At 67.1% G+C, this 23,467-nt stretch carries 18 protein-coding genes and 1 tRNA gene; 6 read left to right on the top strand and 13 right to left on the bottom strand.

Translation table 11 applies throughout. From position 1 onward, the window contains the following. From pknB to ON45_RS23540, 8 genes are all read right to left on the bottom strand, one after another. Positions 1 to 2,062, bottom strand: a 2,062-nt coding sequence (pknB, locus tag ON45_RS13170) for a Stk1 family PASTA domain-containing Ser/Thr kinase (RefSeq protein ID WP_040494454.1), incomplete at its 3' end; no start/stop codon positions are given. Between the two features lie 91 nt (positions 2,063 to 2,153). Next, a complete protein-coding gene (locus ON45_RS13175) occupies positions 2,154 to 3,674 on the bottom strand; it encodes a peptidoglycan D,D-transpeptidase FtsI family protein (protein WP_148288679.1) in 1,521 nt (506 codons plus the stop codon). Beyond that, positions 3,671 to 5,128: an FtsW/RodA/SpoVE family cell cycle protein gene (locus tag ON45_RS13180; RefSeq protein WP_051063025.1), complete on the bottom strand. Its 1,458-nt coding sequence runs from the start codon at positions 5,126 to 5,128 to the stop codon at positions 3,671 to 3,673. Before ON45_RS13180 ends, ON45_RS13175 begins: the two co-directional genes overlap by 4 nt. Continuing rightward, positions 5,125 to 6,606 carry a protein phosphatase 2C domain-containing protein gene (locus ON45_RS21545; RefSeq protein WP_051063026.1) on the bottom strand — a complete coding sequence of 494 codons (1,482 nt, stop codon included), beginning with the start codon at positions 6,604 to 6,606 and terminating at the stop codon, positions 5,125 to 5,127. The genes ON45_RS13180 and ON45_RS21545 overlap by 4 nt, the downstream gene beginning before the upstream one ends. 54 nt (positions 6,607 to 6,660) lie before the next feature. Continuing rightward, on the bottom strand, positions 6,661 to 7,167 hold the full coding sequence (locus tag ON45_RS21550) for an FHA domain-containing protein (protein ID WP_051063027.1): 507 nt from the start codon (positions 7,165 to 7,167) through the stop codon (positions 6,661 to 6,663). A 34-nt stretch (positions 7,168 to 7,201) separates the two neighbouring features. After that, positions 7,202 to 7,861, bottom strand: a complete 660-nt coding sequence (locus tag ON45_RS13195; protein WP_083914949.1) for an FHA domain-containing protein — start codon at positions 7,859 to 7,861, stop codon at positions 7,202 to 7,204. A 355-nt stretch (positions 7,862 to 8,216) separates the two neighbouring features. Next, the gene (locus tag ON45_RS13200) at positions 8,217 to 9,137 is read right to left on the bottom strand and encodes a hypothetical protein (protein WP_040494456.1); all 921 of its coding nucleotides are present in this window, start codon (positions 9,135 to 9,137) and stop codon (positions 8,217 to 8,219) included. Next, the gene (locus ON45_RS23540; protein ID WP_040494457.1) at positions 9,119 to 9,778 is read right to left on the bottom strand and encodes a hypothetical protein; all 660 of its coding nucleotides are present in this window, start codon (positions 9,776 to 9,778) and stop codon (positions 9,119 to 9,121) included. Before ON45_RS23540 ends, ON45_RS13200 begins: the two co-directional genes overlap by 19 nt. A 190-nt stretch (positions 9,779 to 9,968) precedes the next feature. Between ON45_RS23540 and ON45_RS13210 the strand changes: the two genes are divergently transcribed. Continuing rightward, a tRNA-Leu gene (locus tag ON45_RS13210) sits at positions 9,969 to 10,051 on the top strand. A gap of 36 nt (positions 10,052 to 10,087) precedes the next feature. Here the strand turns inward: ON45_RS13210 and ON45_RS13215 are convergent. Both ON45_RS13215 and ON45_RS13220 read right to left on the bottom strand, forming a co-directional pair. Then, positions 10,088 to 11,599: a hypothetical protein gene (locus tag ON45_RS13215; RefSeq protein WP_040494458.1), complete on the bottom strand. Its 1,512-nt coding sequence runs from the start codon at positions 11,597 to 11,599 to the stop codon at positions 10,088 to 10,090. Between the two features lie 68 nt (positions 11,600 to 11,667). Continuing rightward, on the bottom strand, positions 11,668 to 12,018 hold the full coding sequence (locus tag ON45_RS13220) for an HNH endonuclease (protein ID WP_173400699.1): 351 nt from the start codon (positions 12,016 to 12,018) through the stop codon (positions 11,668 to 11,670). A 123-nt stretch (positions 12,019 to 12,141) separates the two neighbouring features. Between ON45_RS13220 and gluQRS the strand changes: the two genes are divergently transcribed. The 3 genes from gluQRS (at position 12,142) to ON45_RS13235 (ending at position 17,155) form a co-directional block, all read left to right on the top strand. Then, positions 12,142 to 13,107 carry a tRNA glutamyl-Q(34) synthetase GluQRS gene (gluQRS, locus tag ON45_RS13225; RefSeq protein ID WP_040494459.1) on the top strand — a complete coding sequence of 322 codons (966 nt, stop codon included), beginning with the start codon at positions 12,142 to 12,144 and terminating at the stop codon, positions 13,105 to 13,107. 77 nt (positions 13,108 to 13,184) lie between these two features. After that, complete coding sequence (locus tag ON45_RS13230) at positions 13,185 to 14,108, top strand: L,D-transpeptidase family protein (protein ID WP_148288680.1); 924 nt, start codon at positions 13,185 to 13,187, stop codon at positions 14,106 to 14,108. Between the two features lie 95 nt (positions 14,109 to 14,203). After that, positions 14,204 to 17,155 (top strand): glycoside hydrolase family 2 TIM barrel-domain containing protein, encoded by a 2,952-nt coding sequence (locus ON45_RS13235; protein WP_206537696.1) that lies wholly within the window; start codon positions 14,204 to 14,206, stop codon positions 17,153 to 17,155. A gap of 33 nt (positions 17,156 to 17,188) precedes the next feature. Here ON45_RS13235 and ON45_RS13240 read toward each other — a convergent pair whose 3' ends face one another. The 3 genes from ON45_RS13240 to ON45_RS13250 are packed head-to-tail and all read right to left on the bottom strand — an operon-like array spanning position 17,189 to position 19,325. Next, the gene (locus ON45_RS13240; protein WP_040494461.1) at positions 17,189 to 17,737 is read right to left on the bottom strand and encodes a DUF2510 domain-containing protein; all 549 of its coding nucleotides are present in this window, start codon (positions 17,735 to 17,737) and stop codon (positions 17,189 to 17,191) included. Then, complete coding sequence (locus ON45_RS13245; protein ID WP_040494462.1) at positions 17,737 to 18,777, bottom strand: SPFH domain-containing protein; 1,041 nt, start codon at positions 18,775 to 18,777, stop codon at positions 17,737 to 17,739. The genes ON45_RS13240 and ON45_RS13245 overlap by 1 nt, the downstream gene beginning before the upstream one ends. Next, a complete protein-coding gene (locus ON45_RS13250; RefSeq protein ID WP_040494463.1) occupies positions 18,774 to 19,325 on the bottom strand; it encodes an NfeD family protein in 552 nt (183 codons plus the stop codon). The genes ON45_RS13245 and ON45_RS13250 overlap by 4 nt, the downstream gene beginning before the upstream one ends. 64 nt (positions 19,326 to 19,389) lie before the next feature. Here ON45_RS13250 and ON45_RS13255 point away from each other — a divergent pair, with 64 nt between their 5' ends. Together ON45_RS13255 and ON45_RS13260 are read left to right on the top strand one after the other, a co-directional pair. After that, positions 19,390 to 20,919 (top strand): trimethylamine methyltransferase family protein, encoded by a 1,530-nt coding sequence (locus ON45_RS13255; protein ID WP_040494471.1) that lies wholly within the window; start codon positions 19,390 to 19,392, stop codon positions 20,917 to 20,919. Positions 20,920 to 20,970: 51 nt separating this feature from the next. Continuing rightward, positions 20,971 to 23,442 carry a GcvT family protein gene (locus tag ON45_RS13260; RefSeq protein ID WP_040494464.1) on the top strand — a complete coding sequence of 824 codons (2,472 nt, stop codon included), beginning with the start codon at positions 20,971 to 20,973 and terminating at the stop codon, positions 23,440 to 23,442. The last annotated feature ends 25 nt before the right edge of the window (positions 23,443 to 23,467 follow it).

Below are 23,467 nucleotides of genomic sequence, written 5' to 3' on the forward strand. Positions count from 1 at the left end.
GGATGGTGGTCGTCGTCGTGGTGGTCGTGGTGGTCGTCGTGGTGGACGTCGTGGTGGCAGCCTGGGCCTGGCCGACCGTGATCGTGACGGTGGTCCCCGCGTCGGCGGTGTTTCCCGCCGCCGGATTCTGCGAGATGACGATCCCGTCGCTGGAGCTTCCCGCGCTCACCGACTGGAACTGCGATGCCACGGTGAAGCCGGCGTTGCGGAGTCGGTTGGTCGCTTCGCTCTGCGACAGTCCTTCCACCATCGGAACGCTGATCGGAGCGGGTCCGCTCGAGATCTCGAGGGTCACCGTCGCGCCGGTTTCGAGCAGGTCACCTTGACTCGGACTCTGTGACACGACGAAGCCTGCGTCGATCGTGTCACTCGGAACTCGTTGTACGACCACGTTGAACTCACCCGGTGGAGCTTCCAGCGTGTCGATCGCCAGTTGCTCGATCTGGCCGACCACGCCGGGGACCGGGAAAGTGTCCTGTTCGCCCGCGATGGTCAGATCGATCGTCGTTCCCTGCGGTACCGGGGTGCCGGCTTCGGGCTCGGTGGACAACACGGTGCCGGCGGCTTCGTCGCTCTCGTCGTCGACCGTGATCGTTCCGACGTTGAACCCGTCGCCTTCGAGCGTCGCGCGCGCCTCTTCGACGTCGTCGCCGACCACGTTGGGCACGTTGAGGAGCTGCGGGTCCGGGTTGAAGAAGACCTGGATCACCTGTGATTCGAGGACGACCGATCCGGCCGGCGGATCGGTCCGCACGACGAAGTTGGGAGGAACCGAGGCGTCCTCCTCCTCGATCGTGCGGAACTGCAGGTCGAGTTCGGCGAGTTCGGCGGTGACGATCGTGAGCGATCGGTTGGAGTAGTCGTCGAGGATGAACTGGCCCGGCTCGGCCCCGTCGTCGTTCGGGCCGAGCGCCTGGAACAGCAACACGCCACCGGCGACGAGTGCGATCAGCGCGAGGAACGCAGCGAGCGCGTACCAGCCGGTGCGGGACCCGCCCGCGTCGTAGTAGTCGGCTTCGGCGGACGCGCCGGTCGGGTAGCCGGCTTCGTACATGCCGGTCGAGGGGACCGCCGAGGACTGCGGATCGACGGGCGGTGCGCCGGCTTGGGCAGCCGCGACCGTGGTTGCGGCGGCGGCAGCAGCTGCGGCCGCTCCGAGTGCAGCGGTTTCGGCTTCGGCCGCGCGGGTCCGGGTGGCCGCGGCGTCGCTCAGTGCCTGCACCGGTTCGTCGTTGCGGAACCGGCGCAGGTCGTCACGCAGCGCGCTCGCGCCCGGGTAGCGCACCTGCGGGTCCTTCGCGAGCAGCTTCGCGACCATCGCCTCGTAGCCCTTCGGCACGTCGGCGACGATCTGGACGAGCGGTTGCGGCGCATCGTGCACCTGCTTGTAGGCGATGCTGACCGGGTTGTCGCCCGTGAACGGCGGCCGGCCGGCGAGCATCTCGTACATCACGATGCCGAGCGAGTACAGGTCGCTGCGTGGATCGGGCTGTGCGCCTTGGGCCTGCTCGGGCGAGAAGTACGTCGCAGTGCCCATCACGGAGCCGACCTGCGTGAGGTTCGATTCGGTCGGCGCGTTCATCGCTCGGGCGATGCCGAAGTCGGCGACCTTCACCTGGCCGTTGCGGCCGATCAGGATGTTCGCCGGCTTGATGTCCCGGTGGGCGGTGCCCTTCTCGTGCGCGAATCCGAGTGCGGCGGCGACTTCGCTCGCGATCTCGGCGGCCTGCTTCGAGGTGAGCTGACCGTTGGTCTTCAAGACGTCGGCGAGCGTGCGCCCCTGGACCTCTTCCATCGCGATGAAGTAGGTGCCTTCGTACTTGCCCCAGTCGTAGACGTTGACGATGTTGGGGTGCGACAGGTTGGCCGCCGACTGGGCTTCGCGGCGGAACCGCTCGACAAAGTTGTCGTCGGTCGCGAATTCGGGGAACAGGACCTTGATGGCCACCTGGCGGTCGAGGAGCAGGTCGCGCGCCGAGAACACGTCGGCCATGCCGCCGCGTCCGATGCGCTTGTGCACTTCGTAACGGTCGTTGATGACCGTTGCCTCTTGGTTTGTCACAGTTCAGTTCTCCCGGGCCCCGTCCGAGCCGTCGATCGAGGATAACTGGGCCGAATCTCGCTGCCTCCGCAGGGCTGGGTGGTCCGGAGCCTCACCCGGGACCCCCGAGTTGGACGTTGGCACCGGGACCGGTGAGGAGGTAGTCGAGCATCGCCTTCAGGATCGGTCCGGCCTCGCGACCGCCCGTCGCGGCGTCGGCCTGCGTCGATGTGAGGTCCGTGAGAACGACCGAGATCGCATATTTCGGGGCCTCCAGCGGCGCGAAGCCGATCATCCACGCGTGGACCCGGTCGGGGTCGTCGACCAGGCCGAGTTCCGCGGTCCCGGTCTTCGCGGCGAAACGCTGACCTCCGGCGAGCTGCACGCTCTGTCCGGTGCCACCTTCGCCCTCGGTGACTCCCGTCATGAGCTCCGTCAACGTGGCTGCGGTCTGCGCGGAGATCGGCGTCTTCCACACCTCCGGGTCGGTGTCGTTCAGAACGCGACCCTGGTGGTCGTAGGTGGACTCCACGACGTACGGCTCCATCATCCGGCCACCGTTCGCGACGGTTCCGGCGACCATCGCCATGTGGAGCGGCACCATCTGGTCGTCGTTCTGCCCGAACCCGCGGATTCCGAGGAGCGGAAGCCGCTCGTCGAGGTCGGTCGTGTCACCGAACGTGCTCGCCGCCGAACCCGGGATGTCGAGCGGCAGGGCCTCGCCGATTCCCCAGTCGCCGACTCCGTCGACCATGCGATCGGGACCGAGCAGGATCGCGGTCTGCGCGAAGGGGATGTTGCAGCTGCGCCGGAACACCTCGGGGAGGTCGCCGCCGCACACCGAGCCGCGGTAGTTCTCGATCGGGTCGGTCGTCTGGGGCGGTACCCATTCCGAGACCCGCTCGAACTCGGAGGTGGTGTCGATCACGCCGTTCTCCAGTCCGATGCCGGTCGTGATCACCTTGAACGTCGAACCCGGCATGTACCGCTGCTGGAACGCGCCCGACAGGAGTGGGTTGCCCGGAGCGTTCTGGAGGTCGACGATCGCTTCCTGGGCGTCCTCGAACGGCAGGTTCACGAACGTGTTCGGGTCGTAGGAGGGGTTGCTGTACATCGCACGGACCGCACCGGTCTCCACCTCCGTCACGACGACCGACCCGCTGCGACCGGCCAGCGCGAATTTTGCCGCGGCCTGGAGGTCGTTGCGAACGGAGAGCTGGACCGTTCCGGAGTTGTCGACGTCGCTCGACAACAGGTCGCCGAGGGCGCGGATCTGCTGTTCGGTCGTCGTGCCGGTCAGCACGTCGCCGTAGACGCGCTCGACACCGGTCGACCCGAAACTGAGCGTGAAGTAGCCGGTGATGTTCGACAACAGATCGCCGGTGGGGTACTCGCGCAGGCGGTCGAACTCGGCGTCGGGGTCCGGGTTCGGCACGGACTCCGCTGCGACCACCCCGTCGGCCGTGACGATCGGACCCCGTGGTCGGTCGAACTCCCGGCGCACAGCGCGCGTGTTCTCGATGTTCGCGTTGAGTTCCTCCTCCTGCGCGACCGTCCAGTAGTTGAGGGTGGCGAACAGGACGACGTACAGGGTCATCAGACCCAGGGCGAGCTGGCGGATCTGTTTGTTCACGCGGCGGCCTCGGAGCGCTTCGCCGCCCGCTTCTGGTCGCGTCGGATCTCGCGGCGCAGCTTCCACGCCGCCCAGCGTTCACCGGGAGTCGGTTCGTCGGGGACCTCGCCGATGCGGCGCGCTGCAGAATCCGACACGCGCATCAGGAGGGCGAGCAGGATGTAGTTCGACACGAGCGACGAACCGCCGTAGCTCACGAACGGGAGCGTGATGCCCGTGAGCGGGACGAGTTTGATCACGCCGCCGATGATGATGAACGCCTGCACGCCGATGATCGTGGTGAGCCCGACCGCCAAGAGCTTCTCGAACTCGCGGTCGGTGCGCAACGCGGTGCGCAGGCCGGCGCCCACGATCAGCAGGTACGACATCAGGATCGCGGTCCCACCGATCAGGCCGAGTTCCTCTCCGATCGAGGCGAAGATGAAGTCGTTCTGGGCCTCGGGTACCTGGTTCGGGTTGCCGCGACCCAGGCCGGTTCCGGTGAGGCCGCCGTCGGCGAGACCGAACAGCGACTGGACGATCTGGTACCCCCGGTCGAGTGAGTCGGACCACGGGTCGATCCAGATGTCGACGCGTGTCTGGACGTGGCTGAACTGGGTCCACGAGAAGTAGGCCGCGCCGGCGAAGAGCACTGCCCCGAGCAGGAGCCACCCGACGCGTTCGGTCGCGACCCAGATCATCACCACGAACAGGGTGAAGAACAGCAGCGACGAGCCGAGGTCGCGCTGGCCGACCATCACCACGATCGCGAACCCCCACGCGACCAACACCGGGAGGATGAACCGTGGTTCGGGCAGATGGAACGGTCCGACCTTCCACGTCTTGGCCGCGATCAACTCCCGGTTGTCCGCGAAGTACGCGGCGAAGAAGATCGCGAGGGCGACCTTGGCGAACTCGCCGGGCTGGAAGTTGATCGGACCGACGCTGACCCAGATGCGTGCGCCGTTGATGTTCGCACCGAGTCCGGGGACCATCGGCAGCAGCAGCCCGATCGCGCCGGCCGCGAAGAACGTCCACCGGAAGCGGGCCAGGTCGGTGACCCGGCGGACGACGAGCAACACGGCGACGAACGTCGCGACGGCGATCAGGCTCCACAGCGACTGCAGCCCGGCGAGCGTGTCGTCGAGGCGGGTGATCATCACGAAGCCGATGCCGTGCAGCAGCGCCGCGAGCGGGAGCAGCGTCGCGTCGGCGCCGATCGCGAACTTGCGGACCGCGAGGTGGGCGATCAGCAGCAGCCCGAGGAGGATCGCGACGAACCCGAAGATGCCCGCCGGGATCTCGGCGTTCGAGCCGAGCGACGCCACGGTGTACGCCATCGCCGTGATCGCGGCGGCGAGGATGATCAGCGAGAGTTCGACGTTGCGGCGGCGATACGCGAGCGGAGCAGCAGCTCGTCGTTCGCGTCGACTGAGCCGAGTCGGCTCGAGGTCAGCCTCGAGCGTGTCGGTCATGACGCCTCGGTGGTGCCGGGTGCGGGTGTCGTGCCGGTCGTGGCGGAGTCGGTCGTGCGCGTCGCGTCCGACGTGTCGTCGGTCGCGTCGGTGTCCGGTGTCGTCTCGGCCAGATCGAGCTCACGGACGAATGTTTCCGCATCTTCGAAGCTGGAGAACGTCGGGCGGGCATCAACGAGGTCGACGCTGTCCTCGTCGAGGTCGTCGCGCGACGGGTTCCCCGCGGTTTCCGCGGTCGGGTCGAACCAGAGGAAACCATCGGGTTTCCCCTGGTAGATGACGACGCCACCGGAGTCGTCGAAGTCCACGAAGTAGTCGTTGCGTGCCCACCGTGCTGTGAGCGCGAACACCGTGACGACGAGTGCGAGAACGACGAACGCGATGACCGCCTTGAGCAGCCGCGACCGTCGTTTGGTGCCGGGAGCCTCATCGTCATCGTCCGGATCGGCGTCGTTGTCGCCCGGTACGACGTCGGTCCCGTCGCCCTCGCCGGCCTTTCCTCGGCGACGACGTTCGCGTCGGCTGAGGCCGGCCGCAGCCACCTCGTCGGAGGAGATGCCGTCGTCCGCGTCGGGCTCGTCCGGGTCGATGGCCTCGACGTCGGCATCGGGGTCGTCGGCCCACGTGGGAGTCAGGTCCAGTTCCTGCGTCGGATCGGGCGGGTCGTCACCCTCGAGGACGTCGACCACGATCACCGTCACGTTGTCGCGTCCACCGGCGGTGTTCGCCTGCTCGATCAGCTCGTTGGCGGCCTCTTGCGGATCCTCGATCTCGAGCAGTGTCGACACGATCGTCGTGTCCGCCACTTCATCGACCAGGCCGTCGCTGCACAGGAGGAACCGGTCGCCCCGCACGAGGGGCAGCGTCCACCAGTCGACCTTCACGTCGGGTTCGATGCCGAGCGCACGGGTGATGATGTTGCGACGTGGATGGGTGCGCGCCTCGTCGTCGGTGATGTGTCCGGTCGACACGAGCTCTTGGACGTAGCTGTGGTCGATCGTGACGCGGCGCAGGCGACCGTGCCGGAGGAGATAGGTACGCGAGTCGCCGACGTTCGCGAGCACCAGCGCCTCGGGCTGTTCGCGGGGGACGATCGGTGTGACCCGGTCGGGGTCGAGTGGATCGTTGTCGTCGATGTTCGGTTCGCCGCGCCCGGCCATCGGATCCTGGATGACCGCGATCACGGTCACGGTGGTTCCCATGCCGGACTGGGCGGGGTTCGCGATCGCCGCGCGGAAGATGTCGCCGTTGGCGCTGGTGATCGCCTCGACGACGCGCTCGGCGGTCGGTGCCAGCTCGTCGTCGGCCAGCGCCTCGCGGATCCGTTCGACGGCGAGCGCGCTCGCGACCTCGCCGGCCTCGTGCCCACCCATCCCGTCGGCGACGACGTACACGCCGTCCGACGCGAACAGATGGTCCTCGTTGTCGGGGCGGATCTGGCCCGGGTGCGTTCCCGCACCCCACTTGAGTTCAGCCATCGGATTCGCCAGTCAAAGTCATCGGAAGCGTCGTTGCGTCGCGTCGTGTCGGGCTCATTGTGCCTCGAACACGGTCGTTCCGACCTGGACGCGATCGCCGGGCTGCAGCAGCTTGCTTCCGTGCAGTCGGGTGCCGTTGTGGAACGTGCCGTTCGTGGAGCCGAGGTCCTCGACCATCGGCTGGCCGTCGTAGTCGTACACACGCAGGTGGAGCGTGGAGACGAACGAGTCGTCCTGGATCGAGATCGTGCAACTGTCGTCCCGCCCGAGGGTGATCTCGTTGTCGAGTGCCACGGCGGTGCCACGCCGGTGCTTCGGTTCGAGGACGACGATCCTCGCGGCCTTGCCGCCGCGCCCCTTGGCCGGCTTGGTGTTCCTCGTCGCTGTGGCGGGACGCGGTTGCGGAGCCGTTCCGCCGCCACCTGGTTGCTGAGTGCGTGCGACCGGGCGGGGTCGCGGGCTCTTGACCTCGCTCCACACTGCCCAGAGGACGCGCGCGAAGAAGATGTAGAGCAAGCCCAGAAGGCTCAGCTTCAAGATGTTGAGGACCTGGTCACTCATGGAATCGTCACCGCCACCGCCGCGAGGGCTGAGGTCAAGACGCCTCGAAGCGCAGGTGAGTGGAGCCGAAGCTGATGATGTCGCCGTCGCCGAGTTGTTGCTGGCCTGCGATGCGGGTGCCGTTGACGAGGGTGCCGTTGGTGGAGCCGAGGTCGGTGACGACATAGCCGCGGGCGCCCGGCGCGATGCGCGCGTGCTCCCGGCTGACGTTGCCGTCATCGATGGTGATCGTGCTCTCGGGAAGGCGACCGACAGTGGTGGTGTGCTCACCGAGGCTGACGCGCTGGCCCGACGGAAGCACGAGCGAACCGGCGCCCACGCCGCCACGAGACTGCTTGAGCTGCGACACGATGTTGAAGCGGCCGGGCTTGAGACGGTCGTCGACGGACAGGGTGACCGCGACGGGTCCGATGAAGTGGTACGCCTCTTCGCGGGCGTACTCGCGAGCGGCCTCGGCCAGCTCGGTGACGAGCGCGGTCTCGATGTCCGCGAAGCCGGCATGGTCGTTCGGGCTGAGCAGGACGGTGAAGTCGTTGGGAACCATGCGGCGACCCTTCACGTCAACCGTACGGTTGTCGTCCATCTCGCGCACGAGACGACGACCGAGCTCGATGGGGCGGATCGATCCGCGGGAACGTCGGAACACGCCCTCGACCATACGCTCCAGACGGCGCTCCAACGATTGCAATCCCATAGGTGACCCGTGACGCTACTTCCCGAACCCCTCCGTTCGGCGGCGCGCCACGTTCGCCGCGCACGGTCCCTCCGTCCGTCCCGCCCCGCTCCCACCGCCCGTCCGCCCTTTGTGTTCTCGTCGCGCTTCTGCCCGCCTGCCGGGTCGATCCGCGACGGGAACCCTGGAGGTCGGCCCCGTGGGACCGCCGCCGCCGGTCCCCATCCCGCTCCGGCCCGCGCCTCGATTGCCGCGTCCGGTTGCCGCGCCTCTCGGTTCTCGTCGCGCTCTCGCCCGGCTCGCGGGTCGTTTCGCGACGAGATCGCAGCGAGGGCGCGGATTCGACTCGTGAACCGGTTCTCCGAGGCGCGCGACGTCAGCCCGTGCCGACAGTCTGGATCTCGTTGATGTCGTAGTCGAAGGTGGTGGAGCGGTCGTAGGTGCCGAGGCTGCCGGATCGGCCGTCGCTCGTGGACCAGGTGAGGGCGTAGGTGGTCGTGTACGTCATCTGGTTGGGTTGATCGTCGGGTGTGCGCTCGAGGTAGGTGTGTCCGCACGGGCCTTCATCAGGGTCGTTCGAGCCTTCCGGATACGGCGTGCCGAACCCGTCGCACGTCACCGGGTTCGAGCCGTCGCCGGGGTCGATACTGACCGACTCGAACGTTCCCTGCACCTGTGCCCATGCGGTACCGAGGGTCGCTCGGGCCGTCGTGGGGCCCGGGTCGTCGATGGCGAACCAGACGCCGAGGTTGACGACGGACCCGACTTCGGCGGTCGGGTTCATGTTCGGACTGGGCAACGGAAGCTGCGCCCGCGCTCGAGCCGAAGCTCCTGGTACGAGATCGATCGGGTCGACCGCTGGGGCGACCCAGACGAAGAGCGGTGCGAGGTCACCGGCGCAGAGTCGAAGCCACCCGGTTTCGTTCGCGTCATTCGTGACCTGCGCAAAGATGTCGGTGTCGTCGGCGATGTCGGCGGGCAACGCAGGGCCACCCATGTTGCTGACGTTCGCCGGCGTCCACGTGCAGTCCCGCTCGAAGGTCGCCGTTCCCGCCGAAGACTCGCCGCCGCCAGAACCACCGCTGCTCGGCAGGTCATCGAGCGTGGTCTCGATCTCGCCGTCGGCGCCTGTCCCGAATGTCGGTCTCGGGGCAGGTGCTTGTGGCTCCGCATCCTCATTGCTCGTCGTGGAGTCTGATGGCAGTTCACTTTCCGGTTGAGCGCTGGTCGTGCGACCGTGGATCATCGTGGCCGAGCTGAGCACGAACAGCGCGACCGTCACGCGACGTCGGAACACCGCGACACCTCATCTCGAATCTCATCGCCACGCGTTCCTGAATCCAGCTTCCATGACCCGTCTACGAGCACCATCTGTGCCGTGAGGATGATTGACACTGGGTCGTCACGTCGCAGGACGTCGACTTCGCCTGGCGCGGCTCCGACCTCGAAGATTCGGTCGCTATTGAACTCGCACACCGATAGCAGCGCGACGTCGCGAGCATCGTCTTTGAAGCGTGCAGGCTCGATGATTGTCGCCGTCGACGGATTCTGGGGCGACTCAACCGCAATGAAGCCGCCGTCAATGGCTCGACGAAGGTCGGCGAGAGTGCCGTCAAGGTTCTGACCGCTGAAGTGGTCGCGGATTTGTGCTTCGTTGTCGGGGTCCTCGGGGTTGCGGATGACTTCCTTGCCGACTTCAAACGCCTCGAGGTAGGCGGCTTCGGCCTCGGCGAGGAGGGTGGCTTCGTCGACGGTGGTGGTTGGAGCGACGGTGGCCGTGGTGGTCGTCTCGTCGGTTGTCGGGGTGTTCGATTCCGTGGCTGGTGGTGCCTCCGTCGTGGCCGGTGTCGTCGTTGTCGGGGCCGCTTCGTCCGAGCCGCCCGAGCAGGCGCCGGCGAGGAGGGCGATGGCCAGGACCAGCGGAGCGGCGCGTGACATGGGGCGATGGTAGGGCGCTGCCAACGGGCGTCGGGACGCAGCGCGCCGGTTGAAGTGTCTGAGCACACTCCGGCACGGGGTGATCAGAACTCGGAACGGGAAACCGAACGACCAGAATCCAGACGTACCGAACGCGGAATCGACGGTGGGCAACGGTGGACGCGGCCGCTAGCGTTCCCGTGTCCACTTTGCGCGAGTGGCGGAATGGCAGACGCGCCAGCTTCAGGTGCTGGTGTCCGAAAGGGCGTGGGGGTTCAAGTCCCCCCTCGCGCACGATGAACCCCTTGCATTGCAGGGGGTTCTGTCGCGTCAGGGGCGTGTTGCGGTGGCGAGCGCCGTGGCGACGGCGAGCATCAACAGCGACACCGCGAGGCCGACCGAGGTGACGGCATGGGGAACGGTTTCGTCGGTACCGAGGTTGCCTACGGCGACGCCGACCGGCCGGTCTCCGAACTCGGCCAGCGAGGTCGCCCACAGCCACGTGGCGATGCTCAGGCCGCCCCCGACCAGACCCAGTCCATACGTTCGCACCGACAGGAAGCCGACGACACCGGTGAACGCGAGGAGCCCCAGCGCGACGAGTCGACCGACGAAGAACACGCGGGACAGGCCGACGAAACCAAGATTCAGATCGAATGTCGCTTCGCCGAGCGGGATCAACGGACCTACGGCGAGGATCACCGCACCGACCGCGCCGACTGCAGCGACCCACGGATTCAAGCCGGCGCGCCGCCCCCGCCCCGCCATGCGCAGCGACGTGAGGAACACCAAGCCGCCGATCACGCCGACCGCAACGATCAGGAACCATCCGAGGTCCCGTGTCACCTCGAGCTCGAAGCCGGTCGTCGTCGCACCGGCATTGCTGGTGCGACCCTCGGCTTCGTGAATCGGAACCTCGATCAGGCCGAGCGTCATCGCCGCCCAGCCGGCCGTTGCGAGTCCCGCGCCTCCGGCGAGCCCCGCTCCCCAGCGCAGACCGAAGCAGCTGAGCAGACCACCGATCAGCATCAGCGCCGTGCCGATGTACCCACCGATCGCGAGATTCGTTCCGAAATCCTCGAGGATCCGAATGCCGACGGGGATGCCGTCGATTGGGCGGCTCGTGCGGATGTCGATCGTGTCGGCGACGGTCGCCATCAAGGTCGCGACCAGGGCGAGGAACGCGAGCACGAACGACGCCCGCAGCTTGAACCCTTGCGACTCGACCGTGTACTGATCGACATCGTCGACCCCGTCGAACAACGGTGCGGTCATCGGGAGTTCGTCGGTGACCTGACCGTCGCGACCGGCCGGAGTGCCGGCGACGACGGGAACGATGACCGTCGGTTCGTCGGCGGGGTTGGACGCGTGAGGAGTGGCCGGGACGGCCTCGGTGTCGTCGAATGCGGACGGAACGGCCGACGCCGGGGTCGCCTCGACGATTCGGAGTGGCTCGGTCTTCGTCGACGCGACGCTCGGCTGCGCGTCGACCTCCGCGGTCGGGGTCGAGGCGGCGGTGCTCGGCACGTCCTCGTCCGTCGAGGTGGTCGGGTCATCCGAGTCCACGGTGGCGACATCGGCCTCATCGTCCGTCGCCACGGGCTCGGCATCGGGCTCGTCGCCGGTGACGGCGCGATCGCTGCTGTCCTCCGGTGGCGCATCAGACGACTGCATCGTGTCGTCCGACATCGTTTCGTCGGACGTCGTGTCGCTGTCGGATGGCGGCCCAGCGGACGCATCGATCCGGTCGACGCGCGCGGTCACGTCCTCGAGTGATTCGCCACACTCGTGGCAGAACCGTTGACCGTCGCCCACCTCGACGTTGCAGACATGGCACCGCATTCCCCGAACTGTACGAGACGGAGACGCGACTCGCGAGACGCGGTCATCGGGCCGAGTCGCGCATCAGGTCAGGTCAGCGACGCGCGGAGCCGTCGGAGTTGCGATGCGATGTAGGGGCGAGCACGGCGTTGACCGCCACGTTCGGCGATCTTGCGTTGGAGCGATTGAAGGACGCGGATCAAGCGCTCGCGATCTGGTTCCCAACCGAGCCCCTCACACTCGTCCGCCCATTCACTCGGCGTGCGATGTCCCCGCCGCCGGTTGCACCGGCCACACGCCGCCACCTCGTTCTCCAACCAACTCGGTCCTCCCTTGATGCGTGGCACGACGTGTTCGGTCGTCGCCTCGACGAGCCCGACGCCCACGTCGCGGCGACACCACACGCACGTTGCCGAGTCGCGTGCCAGGATCACGTCCATGCGTGACCGCCGGTCCAGCCGACTGCCGGAACCGGTGGGAGAGATCGTGTGTCGCGCCGTGGTGCGTCCGCGTCGTGCGCCACGTCGTTGGCGCCGTGGTGATCCCATCGTCAGAATGCTCACATGAGTGGACGCTTCGCGCCATCTCCGACTGGGCGACTGCACCTCGGAAACCTGCGCACGGCGTTGCTCGCGTGGCTGGCGGCCAGGTCCCGCGGACTCGAGTTCATCGTGAGGATGGAGGACCTCGACCGCGTCCAATCCGAACCCGAGCACGAGCGCGTGCAACTGGCGGACCTCGCCGCGATCGGGGTCGACTGGTCGGGCGCCGTGGTGCGGCAGAGTGAGCGTTTCGACCTGTACCGCGACGCGCTCGCAACGCTTCGGTCCCGTGACCTCCTCTACGAGTGCTTCTGCTCGCGGCGCGAGGTTCGCGCGGAGATCGAGAACTCCCCGAATGCGCCGCACCTTCCGCCCGGTTCCTACCCGGGAATATGCCGCCGACTGACCGCCGAGCGGCGTCGGCAACTGCTCGACGGCGGGCGGACTCCCGCGCTTCGGCTGCGTGCCGACCGGTCGATGGAACGCGAGGACGAAGCGGTGCTGATCGAGTTCACCGACCTCGTCTGCGGACACTCCGACGGCGGCGTCGACGATGTCGTGCTCCAGCGCAACGACGGCGTGCCCGCCTACAACCTCGCAGTCGTGGTCGATGATGCGCTCCAGGGCGTGACCCAGGTGGTGCGCGGGGACGATCTGCTCGCCTCGACACCGCGCCAAATCCATCTCCAACATCTGCTCGGTCTTCCCACCCCCACGTACGCCCACGTCCCACTCGTGATGGGCACCGACGGCGAGCGACTGTCGAAACGCCATGGGTCCGTTTCGCTCGACGAACTGCAGGCGGAAGGCCAGACGGTGCGCGATGTCGTGCGTGCTCTGTTGTCCTCGTCGGGCACGGAAGTGGGCGATGACGACGGCCCTTCGACAGCGCTCGAGCAGGTGGCCTCTGTCTTCGACATCGGCCGGATTCGCGACGAACCGAGCGTGTATGAAGGTCTTGTCGACGGTCAGATGACGTTTCGGTGACGAAATCGGGGATGATCCGTCGTTTTTCGGGTGGAAAGACCGGTTCCGTGGGGTCCCCAGCGGTACGCTCTCGCATCGTGGTATTGGACGAACGTCGCAAGGCGCTGATCGGATGTGGAGTCGTTTTCGGCTTTGCCGCGCTCGTCGGCTGCTCGTCCGCGATGGCCGGAGGTGGCGGCGGCGAAGGAGCTGCGGCCGCGGCAGCACAGGTGACCACGACGACGATGGCTCCGCCCTCCACGTTGGCTCCGACGACAACGGCGACGCCGACGACATCGACCACCACCACGTCGACGACCTCGACCACGACGACCACCACGACCACGATTCCGGACACGATCCAGACGGTCGCCCCGATGGACGTGCCGATCCAGCCGATCGGTGGCAACAGCGGCGGCGAAGCGTCGCGGGTTCAGCAGCGACTGCTCGATCTCGGATTCTGGGTCGGCGGAGTCGATGGCGACTACGGCCTGACGACGAGCCAAGCGGTGATGGCGTTCCAGAAGTACATGGGCTTCGCCGATCCGAGTGGACGCGTCGATGAGCAGACCGCACAGGCGCTGACGGTCGAAACCGTTCGTCCGAACGCACGCGCCAACTCCGGCACGCTCGTCGAGATCGACAAAGGCAAGCAATTGCTGTTCTTCGTGATCGACGGCAAGACCGAGTGGGTCCTCAACGTCTCGACCGGAAACGGTGAGGAGTACACCGAGGCCGACCAGAACACGCCGGGTGAAATGATCAGCGGCGTCTCGCTCACACCGAGCGGACTCCACGAGGTCAACCGTGAACGCGCCGAGGGCTGGTGGGAAGGCGACCTCGGCCAGATCTACCGACCGAAGTACTTCGTCGGCGGCGTCGCCGTGCACGGTTCGAACAGCATCCCGAACTATCCCGCGTCGCACGGTTGCGTGCGGGTGAGCGTCCCCGCGATGGACTGGATCTGGGATTCGGGCATCATGCCGCTCGATACCTCCGTCTGGGTCCACGACGGCGCCTGATCCGACCAGCTCGCGATCTGAACACTCCGGGCGGCTCCTGTCCGCTGCTTTGCTGAGGCGGTCCTGCTCCTTGGTCGTGTGTGAGAATCGCGCCGGTGAGTTCGGAGATGGAAGGTTTCTCGCCGTGGGGGGACCCTGGGGTGACGTCGATCTCGCGGTTGGCGATGGTGCCGCCGACGGCGGCGTTTCGCACGGTCGACGAGGCGCGCTCCTCCGATCCTCTGGTGACGGCGGGTGGGTCGTGGCAGACGTCGTTGAACGGGCGGTGGGACTTTCGGCTCTTCGACCGTCCTGACAAGGTCGACGCTTCGGCGGTCACCGGTGCGCCCGACGGCACGGCGTGGACGCGGGTCGCGGTCCCGGGCAACTGGACGTTGCAGGACGCCGTCGATCAGTACGGCCAGGCAGATCTCCCTCAGTACACCAACGTGCAGATGCCGTTCGACGGGCCGCCGCCCCGCCTCCCGGACCGCAACCCGACCGGGGTGTATCGCCGTGCGCTGAACGTTCCGAAGAAGTGGTCGGGTCGCCAGATCGTGCTCCACATCGGTGGCGCCGAGAGTGTGCACACCGTCTACGTGAACGGTCGGTTCGCGGGGTACGGCACCGACAGCCGATTGGCCAGTGAGTACGACATCACCGACGCGGTGACGACCGGCCGCAACGACCTCGCGATCGTCGTGTGCCGATTCAGTGCGCACAGCTACATCGAGGATCAAGACCAGTGGTGGATGGCGGGACTGCACCGCGACGTGTGGGTCGAGGCGCGTGCCGAGACGGGGATCACCGCGCTCACGTGCGACGCCGGCTACAACCACATCTCCGGCGCAGGTCGTCTCGAGGTGACGACCACCGTGGGCGGATCCGTCCCGCCGACAGAAGGATGGACGGTCCGCACGACGATCGAGGATCTCGACGGCACGGCCTTGGTCGAACCGCACACGGGTGAGGTCCCGCAGCAGTTCGCCCGGCCGTATCGATTCACCGGGCACACCGTGCGGGCGACCATCGACATCTCACGCGTCGACGCGTGGTCCGCCGAGGCGCCGAACCGGTATCGCGTGCTCGCCGAACTGCTCGACCCCGACGGCGACCCGGGCGAGGTGCACACCCAGCTGGTCGGGTTCCGATCGATCGAGATCCGCGACCGCCAGTTCACCGTCAACGGCCGGCCGATCTGGTTCTTCGGTGTGAACCGCCACGATCATCATCCGCAACGAGGCAAGGCCGTCACGGTCGACGACATGCGCGATGACCTGCTCGCGATGCGCCGTCACAACATCAACGCCGTCCGAACAGCGCACTATCCGAACGACCCACGACTGCTCGCCATCGCCGACGAGATCGGGATGTACGTCGTCGACGAGGCGAACGTCGAGAGCCACGCGTACAACACCAGCCTGTGTCACGACGATCGCTACCGGTCGGCGTGGGTCGAGCGGGCGGCGCGCATGGTCAACCGTGACCGCAATCATCCCTCGATCGTGATGTGGTCGCTCGGCAACGAATCGGGCCACGGCGACAACCACGCTGCGGCCGCAGGCTGGATCTGCGCGGCCGACCCGTCACGACCGCTGCACTACGAAGGAGCGGTCTTCCACGATGGTTGGGTCGACGGTGGCCGCGGGTCGACCGACGTGGTGTGCCCGATGTATCCGACCATCGAGGAGATCGTCGAGTACGGCCGGAACCCGAAGGGCGATCGACCGCTGATCATGTGCGAGTACTCGCATGCGATGGGCAACTCGAACGGGTCGCTCGCCGACTACTGGGACGCGATCACGTCGACGCCCGGTCTCCAGGGCGGTTTCATCTGGGAGTGGAAGGACCACGGACTCACCACCCGCCTCCCGAACGGCAGACGTGGTTTCGCGTACGGCGGGCAGTTCGGCGAGACCATCCACGACGGGAACTTCGTGGCGGACGGGCTGATGTCGGCCGACCTCGTCCCGCACCCGGCGATGACCGAGGTCCAGTGGGTCTACCGACCCGTGACCGTGGAGTTGGCCGGCCGCTCGAAGCTGACGATCACCAACCGACGGAGCCACATCGACCTCGCCGATCTCGAGGCGACCTGGCAGCTGACCGTCGCGGGGGAGGTCGCGATGGAGGGAGAGCTCGATGTGGAAGTGGGGCCGCTCGAGTCGGTGACCGTCCCACTGCCGTGCCCGCTGCCCGCTGAGCCCGACGTCCATCTCGCGGTGCGTTGGCACCAACGGTCGGACATGGCATGGGCGTCGGCCGGACACCTCGTCGGCTGGGATCAAGTCCAGCTCCGCGCCCCGAAGCGACGCACGCTCGACTCCCTTGCTCGATCGACGGGAGCATTCGACGTCGGCTCGATCGAGCCGGCGCTGTCGATCTTTCGTGCCCCGACCGACAACGACGGCTACAAGCTGATGCCCGGGCTGGCCGAGCGCCATGGCATCGGAGGCACGGCGCTGAGGCACTGGCAGTCGATGGGAATCGACCGGGACTCGGCCGAGGAGTTCGTCGAGCACACGCACCGACGTGACGTCGACGACGGTGGTGGCGTCGTGCATCGCCACACGGTGGTGGTCCCCGACGACTTGTCCGACCTCGGACGGGTGGGCACGACGTTCGAGTTGCCCGCGGGATTCGATCGCGTCCGTTGGTTCGGCCGCGGCCCCGGTGAGAACTATCCGGATCGGAACCGCGGGTCGATGCTGGGCGTCTGGGAGTCGGCAATCGATTCGCAGCCGTACCTCGTGCCACAGGAGTTCGGGCTCCGTACCGACTGTCGCTGGTTCGAGTTCATCCGCTCATCGACCGGTGAGACGGTCCGCCTCGACGTGCTCGTGCCGACGTCGCTGCACGTCTCCGCGACGCATCACCGAGACGAGGATCTGTACGCGGCCGCTCACGAGACCGACCTCACCGCATCGAGGCGGTTGATCGTGCACGTCGACGTCGCGCACCGCGGCCTCGGGACGGCGAGTTGCGGCCCAGACGTACTCGACCGCGACGAGATCCCGACCGGTGCCCACACGTTCGCCTACCGACTCGCCGGCGTCGAACCCACGTGAGGCGCGGTTGGTTTCTCGTCGCGATTCGACCCGCTATGCGGGCGTGATCGCGACGAGAACGGAGGAGAACGTGCTGAGGCCGGACTCGTCGGGGTCGGTGATGTTGTCGACGCGGTCGCCGAGCCAGGTGAAGAAGCTGGCTTGGGCGACCACCTGGAACACGAAGTACGCGACGAGCAGCACGATCGCGATGATGATCGCGCGCCGGATCCACTTGGCGATCTGACTGGTGTAGTCGCTGATCAAGGGGCTCACGCTGCGCACGGCGTTGGTCGCACGTTGCGAGAACTCCTCGGCCGCCCGATCGACTTCCTGGCGGGCGACGTCGCGCACCTCGGCGATCAGCTGCTGCGCTTCCTGTCGGTTGTATCCGCCGGTCGTCGGCGCCGCCTGCGTCGGCATCGGGTTCGCGCCTTGGGCGTTCTCGAAGAACTCGCGGTTCTCCTCGGCCGCGATCAATTCCGCCTCACTCGGCGGTGCCCGCTTGATGTCGGACCAGTCGAAGCCGTCCCACCACCGCAGGCGCGCGCTGTGCTCGGGATCGGGATACCACCCGGCCGCAGGAGCGTCGGCGTAGCGCATCAGCGGTCCCGGTGATCGTCCCGGTTCGGCTGAGGTAGGTCGACGCGATCGTTGTCGGCGGGGATCGGCAGACCGTCCTTCGGGCGGACCTCGTCGGTCGGATCGTCCGGGCGGATCGTCTCGGAGAAGGCAGCGACCGCGCCCAACAGACCCGAGAACTCGGCGGGGATCACGAGCTTCGTCGCCCGGCCGTCACCGATTCGCTCGAGCGCCGTCAGGTACTCGACCGTGAGCACGTTGTTGTCGGTGTTCGCTTCCTTGATGCCGGTGAGGCGGGCCTTCGCGGCGAGCCCTTCACCCTGACCGAGCAGGTCGAGGCGGAGCTTGTTGGCGGCGGCGCGCAACTCGATCGCTTCGGCATCACCCTGCGCGTCGAGAATCGCGGCTTCCTTGCGACCCTGAGCGGAGAGGACCGCAGCCTGCTGTTCACCGTCGGCGCGGGCGATCGCCGCCTCCTGGTATCCCTTCGCCTCGGTGACGGTCGCACGACGATCACGCTCGGCACGCATCTGGGCGTGCATCGCCGACACGATGTCCGGCGGCGGATCGATGCGCTGGATCTCGACACGCACGACGCGGACGCCCCACTTGTCGGTGGCGTCGTCGAGCACCTCGCGCAGCTGGGTGTTGATGGTGTCGCGCGACGTGAGTGCGCGGTCGAGTTCCATGTCGCCGATCAGGTTGCGCAGGTTCGTCTGGGCGAGCTTGGTGATCGCGGTGAAGAAGTCGGCGACGTTGTAGACGAGTCGCTGTGGGTCGGTCGCCTCGTAGTAGACGACGGCGTCGACCGAGACGACGACGTTGTCCTCGGTGATGACTTCCTGGGGCGGGACGTCGACCACCTGCTCGCGCATGTCGATCAACTGCATCGTCTCGATGAACGGAAAGATCAGCCGCAACCCCGGCTCCTCGGTCGTCTTGTACTTGCCGAGGCGTTCGACGAGTCCGCGTTGATAGGGACGCACGATCTTGACCGCCGCGATCAACACGGCGATGCCGACGAGTGCGAGAACGCCGACGACGATGGCAACTGGGGTCATGTTTCCTCCGATGTGTGGCTGGGGGGCGCGGCTGGTGGCGCCATGGGGGGCTGCGACGGCGGTGGGACGATCAGCGCTTCGACCATGACGCGCGTCCCTTCCATCGCGGTGACCCGAACCTTCGATCCCTTCGGGAGGAGATGCGTCTCGTGGGTCAACGCACCCCATTCCTCACCGAGGACCTTGACGCGGCCTCGACGGTTTCGGTCGTCGGGGTCGATGTCGGCGGTGACGAATGCGATGGTCCCGATCAGACGGTCCGCTCCCACTCCTTCGGGCATGGCATGGTCGTTGACGAACCGCCGGAGGTACCGCCAGAAGAGCCACCACAGAATGGCGCCCGCGATCACGAAGATGCCCCACTGGACCTCGACCGAGGCGTCGTAGAACCCGGCGATCGACGCCAGGAATGCCGACACCGCGAACGGCAGCAGGACGAACGTTCCGGCCAGTGCGGTCAGCTCGACCAGCGCGAAGATGGCGGCGACGCCGAGCCAGATCCACGGCCATGCATCGAGGTCGATGCCGAGGTCGAGTACCGCTGCCATGGGTCCACGGTAGTAGCAGTAGGTGTCGACCTGGTCTCGGTCGCGCGACGACTACGTTCAGCGCATGACGGAACGTCGTCGCCGAGGCAAGGGCCCGCGGCGGGTTCGCAACGTCCTCACCGAGCAACGCCCGTTCGTCCAGCCGGTCCGACAGCTGCCGCCGACGGAGCTGGTGTCCGCGTCGGGAATCGACGCGATCCACGACGCGTCGCTGCGGGTTCTCGCCGACGTCGGCATCGACATCCTGCACGAAGAGGCCCGCCAGTTGCTCGCCGGAGCGGGTGCGATCGTCGACGATGAACGGGTCCGATTCGATCCGGACATGGTGCTGGAAACCGTCGCCCACATCCCACACGAATTCACCCTGCACGGTCGTGTACCCGGTCGGGATCTTCGGATCGGCGGTGACCGGGTGGCTTTCGCGTCGGTGGCCAGCGCCCCGAACTATGTCGATCTCGACGGCGTTCATCGCATCGGCGACCGTGCCGGCTACCGGGATCTCCTCCGCGTCGCGCACCTGCTCAACTCGATTCACACCTTCGCGGGTTACCCGGTCGAACCGGTCGATCTGCACCCGTCGATCCGCCACCTCGAAGCCGCCTACGACGCACACACGCTCACCGACAAGTCGTTCCACGTCTACTCGCTCGGTCGACAGCGCAACCTCGACGGGATCGAGATGACGCGGATCGCTCGCGGGGTCGATGACGAGACCCTGGACCGCGAGCCGAGCATCACCTCGATCATCAACGCGTCGTCGCCGCTGCGCTACGACCATCCGATGCTCGAGGGAATCATCCAGATGTCGGCGCGGAATCAGCCGGTGATCATCACGCCGTTCACCCTGGCGGGCGCGATGGCACCGATCACCTTGGCGGGTGCCCTCGTCCAACAGAACGCGGAAGCGCTCGCCGGACTGGCCTTCACCCAAGTGGTGCGCCCGGGAGCGCCGGCCGTCTACGGCGGGTTCACGTCGAACGTCGACATGCGATCCGGATCGCCCGCATTCGGGACACCCGAGTACGCCAAGGCGTCGATCGTCGGTGGCCAGCTCGCACGTCGGTACGGGATCCCGTACCGGTCGTCGGCGGTGAGCGCGTCGAACGCGGTCGATGCGCAGGCCGGCTACGAGACGGTGTGGGCCCTGTGGGGAGCGATCATGGGTGGCGCGAACTTCGTGATGCACGGTGCCGGATGGATGGAGGGTGGCCTGCACGCGAGCTTGGAGAAGATGGTCATCGACGCCGACCTCTTGCACATGGTGAGCGCCTTCCTCGAGCCGCTCGATCTGAGCGACGATGCGCTGGCGGTCGACGCGATCGCGGGTGTCGGTCCGGCGGGCCATTTCTTCGGTGAACCGCACACGCAGTCGCGGTACTCGACGGAGTTCTACTCGCCGATGGTGAGCGACTGGCGCAACTGGGAGTCGTGGACGGAACTGGGTCAGCCCGACGCGCGAACACGCGCGAACGCGGTGGCCAGCGAGCTCCTGGAGAGCTACGAACCTCCCCCGATCGACGACGCGGTCGTGGCAGAACTGCGAGAGTACGTCGACCGTCGCATCAGCGAAGGCGGCGTCGAAACCGACTACTGAGAATGCGCGTTGGTGTCCGTCACCATCGCGCGTTCTCGCCGAGGAGATGTGATGAAGGATCGGGCACAGGTGGTGGTCATCGGAGGCGGGGTCGTCGGCGCGTCGGTGCTGTATCACCTGACCCTCGCCGGTTGGACCGACGTGATGATGGTCGAGCGACGCGAGCTGACCCACGGGTCGACCTGGCATTCCGCGGGTGGGATGCACACGCTCAACGGCGACCCGAACGTCGCTGCGCTCCAGCGCTACACGGTCGAGCTGTACGAGCAGATCCAAGCCGAGTCGGGCCGGGACTGTGGCATCCACATGACGAGCGGACTGCAGCTGGCCGACACACCCGAACGGATGGACTACCTCCGCATGGCCCACGCCCGCGGGCGCTATCTCGGGATGGAGACCGAGCTGATCTCGGCCGAGGAAGCTCACCAGATGGTGCCGTTCCTCGATCCGGCGCACTTCGTCGGCGCGATGTGGGACCGTCACGAGGGCCACGTCGACCCGTCGGGAGTCACCCACGCCTACGCCGACTCCGCCAAGCAGCGGGGTGCGGAGGTCCATCGGTACGTGTGGGTCCACGACATCACCCGCGCGGTCGACGGTTCGTGGGACCTCCACGTCCACGACACCCGCAACGACGCCGACCTCGGCACCATCAACTGCGAACACTTCGTGAACGCGGGTGGACTGTGGGCGCGCGAGGTCGGGCGGATGACCGGCCTGGAGCTCCCCGTGCTCGCGATGGAGCACATGTACCTCATCACCGACGAGGTGCCGCAGCTCGCCGAGTGGCGCTCGCAATCGTCGATGCCGGGCTTCCACGTCGTCGACCTCGGCGGTGAGATCTACATGCGCGAGGAGGGCAACTCGCTGCTGCTCGGAACCTACGAGCGCGGCGGCGTGCCATGGTCACCGCACTCGACCGACTGGAACTTCGGTGCGCAACTGCTCACGCCCGACCTCGAACGGATCGCGGCGAACCTCGACGTCGGATTCCAGCACTTCCCGATCTTCCAGGAGATCGGGATCAAGGACACGATCAACGGCCCGTTCACGTTCGCCCCCGACGGCAACCCACTGATCGGACCGGTCAGGAACCAGCCGGGGCACTGGCTCGCCTGCGGCGTGATGGCCGGGCTCAGCCAAGGCGGTGGTGTCGGCCTGAGCATGGCGAACTGGATGACCGAGGGCGATCCCGGGTTCGATGTGTGGGGGATGGACAACGCCCGATTCGGCGACTGGGCGACCCCGCGCTACACGAACGCGAAGGTGCGCGAGAACTACGGCCGGCGATTCCGGATCACCTTCCCCAACGAGGAGCTGGTCGCCGCCCGCCCGCACATCACGTCGCCGATCCACGACCGTCTCGTCGAGCGCAACGCGGTGTTCGGAGCGTCGTACGGCCTCGAGGTGCCGCTCTGGTTCCAGCGCGTCGGTGAGGAACCGGTCGAGCACGTCACGTTCCGCCGGTCCAACGCGTTCGAGGTCGTGGCGGAGGAGGTCGCCGCGGTCCGTGGTGGCGTCGGGCTGTTCGAGACGACCGGGTACGCGAAGTACGAGGTGACCGGACCGGGCGCGCGTTCGTGGCTGGATCATGTGCTCGCGAACCACATTCCGCCGGCGGGTCGACTCGCCCTGTCGCCGATGCTGAACCCCAACGGCAGGATCATCGGCGACTTCACGGTCGGCGCGCTCGCGGACGGTCTCGGTGAGGAGCGGTTCATGATCTTCGGTTCCGGTCCGGCACAGCACTATCACGAGCGCTGGTTCCGCCAGCACCTCCCGACCGATGGATCGGTGCACCTGCGAGTCTGTGGACCGGAGATGACGGGGTTGTCGATCGCGGGGCCGCGGTCTCGCGCCGTGCTCGCGGAGCTCGTCGACTTCGACGTGTCGAACGATGCGTTCCGGTTTCTCGACTTCCGGGACACCTGGGTCGGGAAGGTGCCGGCGATGATCGGTCGAGTCACGTTCACCGGTGATCTCGGGTTCGAGATCTGGTGTTCCGGTGGCTACCAGCCGCAGCTGTTCGACTCGCTGATGGATGCGGGTTCCGACCACGGGATCCGGTTGTTCGGCGGTCGAGCGCTCGACTCGATGCGGCTCGACAAGTGCTGGGGATCATGGGCCACGGAGTACCGCCCGATCTACACGCCGTACGAAGCGAACGTGGGATGGATGGTGAAGCTCGACAAGGACTTCATCGGTCGCGACGCGGCAGCTGCGGCGAAGGCGGAGGGACCGGCGCGCAAGCTCGTGGCGTTCTCGATGGACGCGGGTACAGGCGACGACGCCGCGGACTGCATCGGCAACGAGCCGATCTGGCACGACGGGTCCGTCGTCGGCTGGGTCACCTCCGGCGGCTATGCCCATCACAGTGGCCAGTCGATCGCGCTCGGCTACGTCCCGATCGAGGACGCGGCGAGCGAAGGGCCGTGGGAGATCGAAGTCGTCGGCGTGGTCCGCCCTGCGGTCATGCTCGCCGAAGCCCCGTTCGACCCGACCGGCACCCGCATGCGCAGCTGACCGTTACGTAACGGGTCTGACCCGT

The organism is Ilumatobacter nonamiensis YM16-303 (assembly GCF_000350145.1).
Lineage (GTDB): Bacteria > Actinomycetota > Acidimicrobiia > Acidimicrobiales > Ilumatobacteraceae > Ilumatobacter_A > Ilumatobacter_A nonamiensis.

Coding starts and splice junctions, on each gene's coding strand:
- ON45_RS13250 (WP_040494463.1), bottom strand. CDS start 19,325: ATGGCAGCGGTACTCGACCTCGGCATCGACCTCGATGCATGGCCGTGG.
- ON45_RS13255 (WP_040494471.1), top strand. CDS start 19,390: ATGACGGAACGTCGTCGCCGAGGCAAGGGCCCGCGGCGGGTTCGCAAC.
- ON45_RS13240 (WP_040494461.1), bottom strand. CDS start 17,737: ATGCGCTACGCCGACGCTCCTGCGGCCGGGTGGTATCCCGATCCCGAG.
- ON45_RS13260 (WP_040494464.1), top strand. CDS start 20,971: ATGAAGGATCGGGCACAGGTGGTGGTCATCGGAGGCGGGGTCGTCGGC.
- ON45_RS13195 (WP_083914949.1), bottom strand. CDS start 7,861: ATGGGATTGCAATCGTTGGAGCGCCGTCTGGAGCGTATGGTCGAGGGC.
- ON45_RS13215 (WP_040494458.1), bottom strand. CDS start 11,599: ATGCGGTGCCATGTCTGCAACGTCGAGGTGGGCGACGGTCAACGGTTC.
- ON45_RS21545 (WP_051063026.1), bottom strand. CDS start 6,606: ATGGCTGAACTCAAGTGGGGTGCGGGAACGCACCCGGGCCAGATCCGC.
- ON45_RS13180 (WP_051063025.1), bottom strand. CDS start 5,128: ATGACCGACACGCTCGAGGCTGACCTCGAGCCGACTCGGCTCAGTCGA.
- ON45_RS23540 (WP_040494457.1), bottom strand. CDS start 9,778: ATGTCACGCGCCGCTCCGCTGGTCCTGGCCATCGCCCTCCTCGCCGGC.
- ON45_RS21550 (WP_051063027.1), bottom strand. CDS start 7,167: ATGAGTGACCAGGTCCTCAACATCTTGAAGCTGAGCCTTCTGGGCTTG.
- ON45_RS13245 (WP_040494462.1), bottom strand. CDS start 18,777: ATGACCCCAGTTGCCATCGTCGTCGGCGTTCTCGCACTCGTCGGCATC.
- gluQRS (WP_040494459.1), top strand. CDS start 12,142: ATGAGTGGACGCTTCGCGCCATCTCCGACTGGGCGACTGCACCTCGGA.
- ON45_RS13220 (WP_173400699.1), bottom strand. CDS start 12,018: ATGGACGTGATCCTGGCACGCGACTCGGCAACGTGCGTGTGGTGTCGC.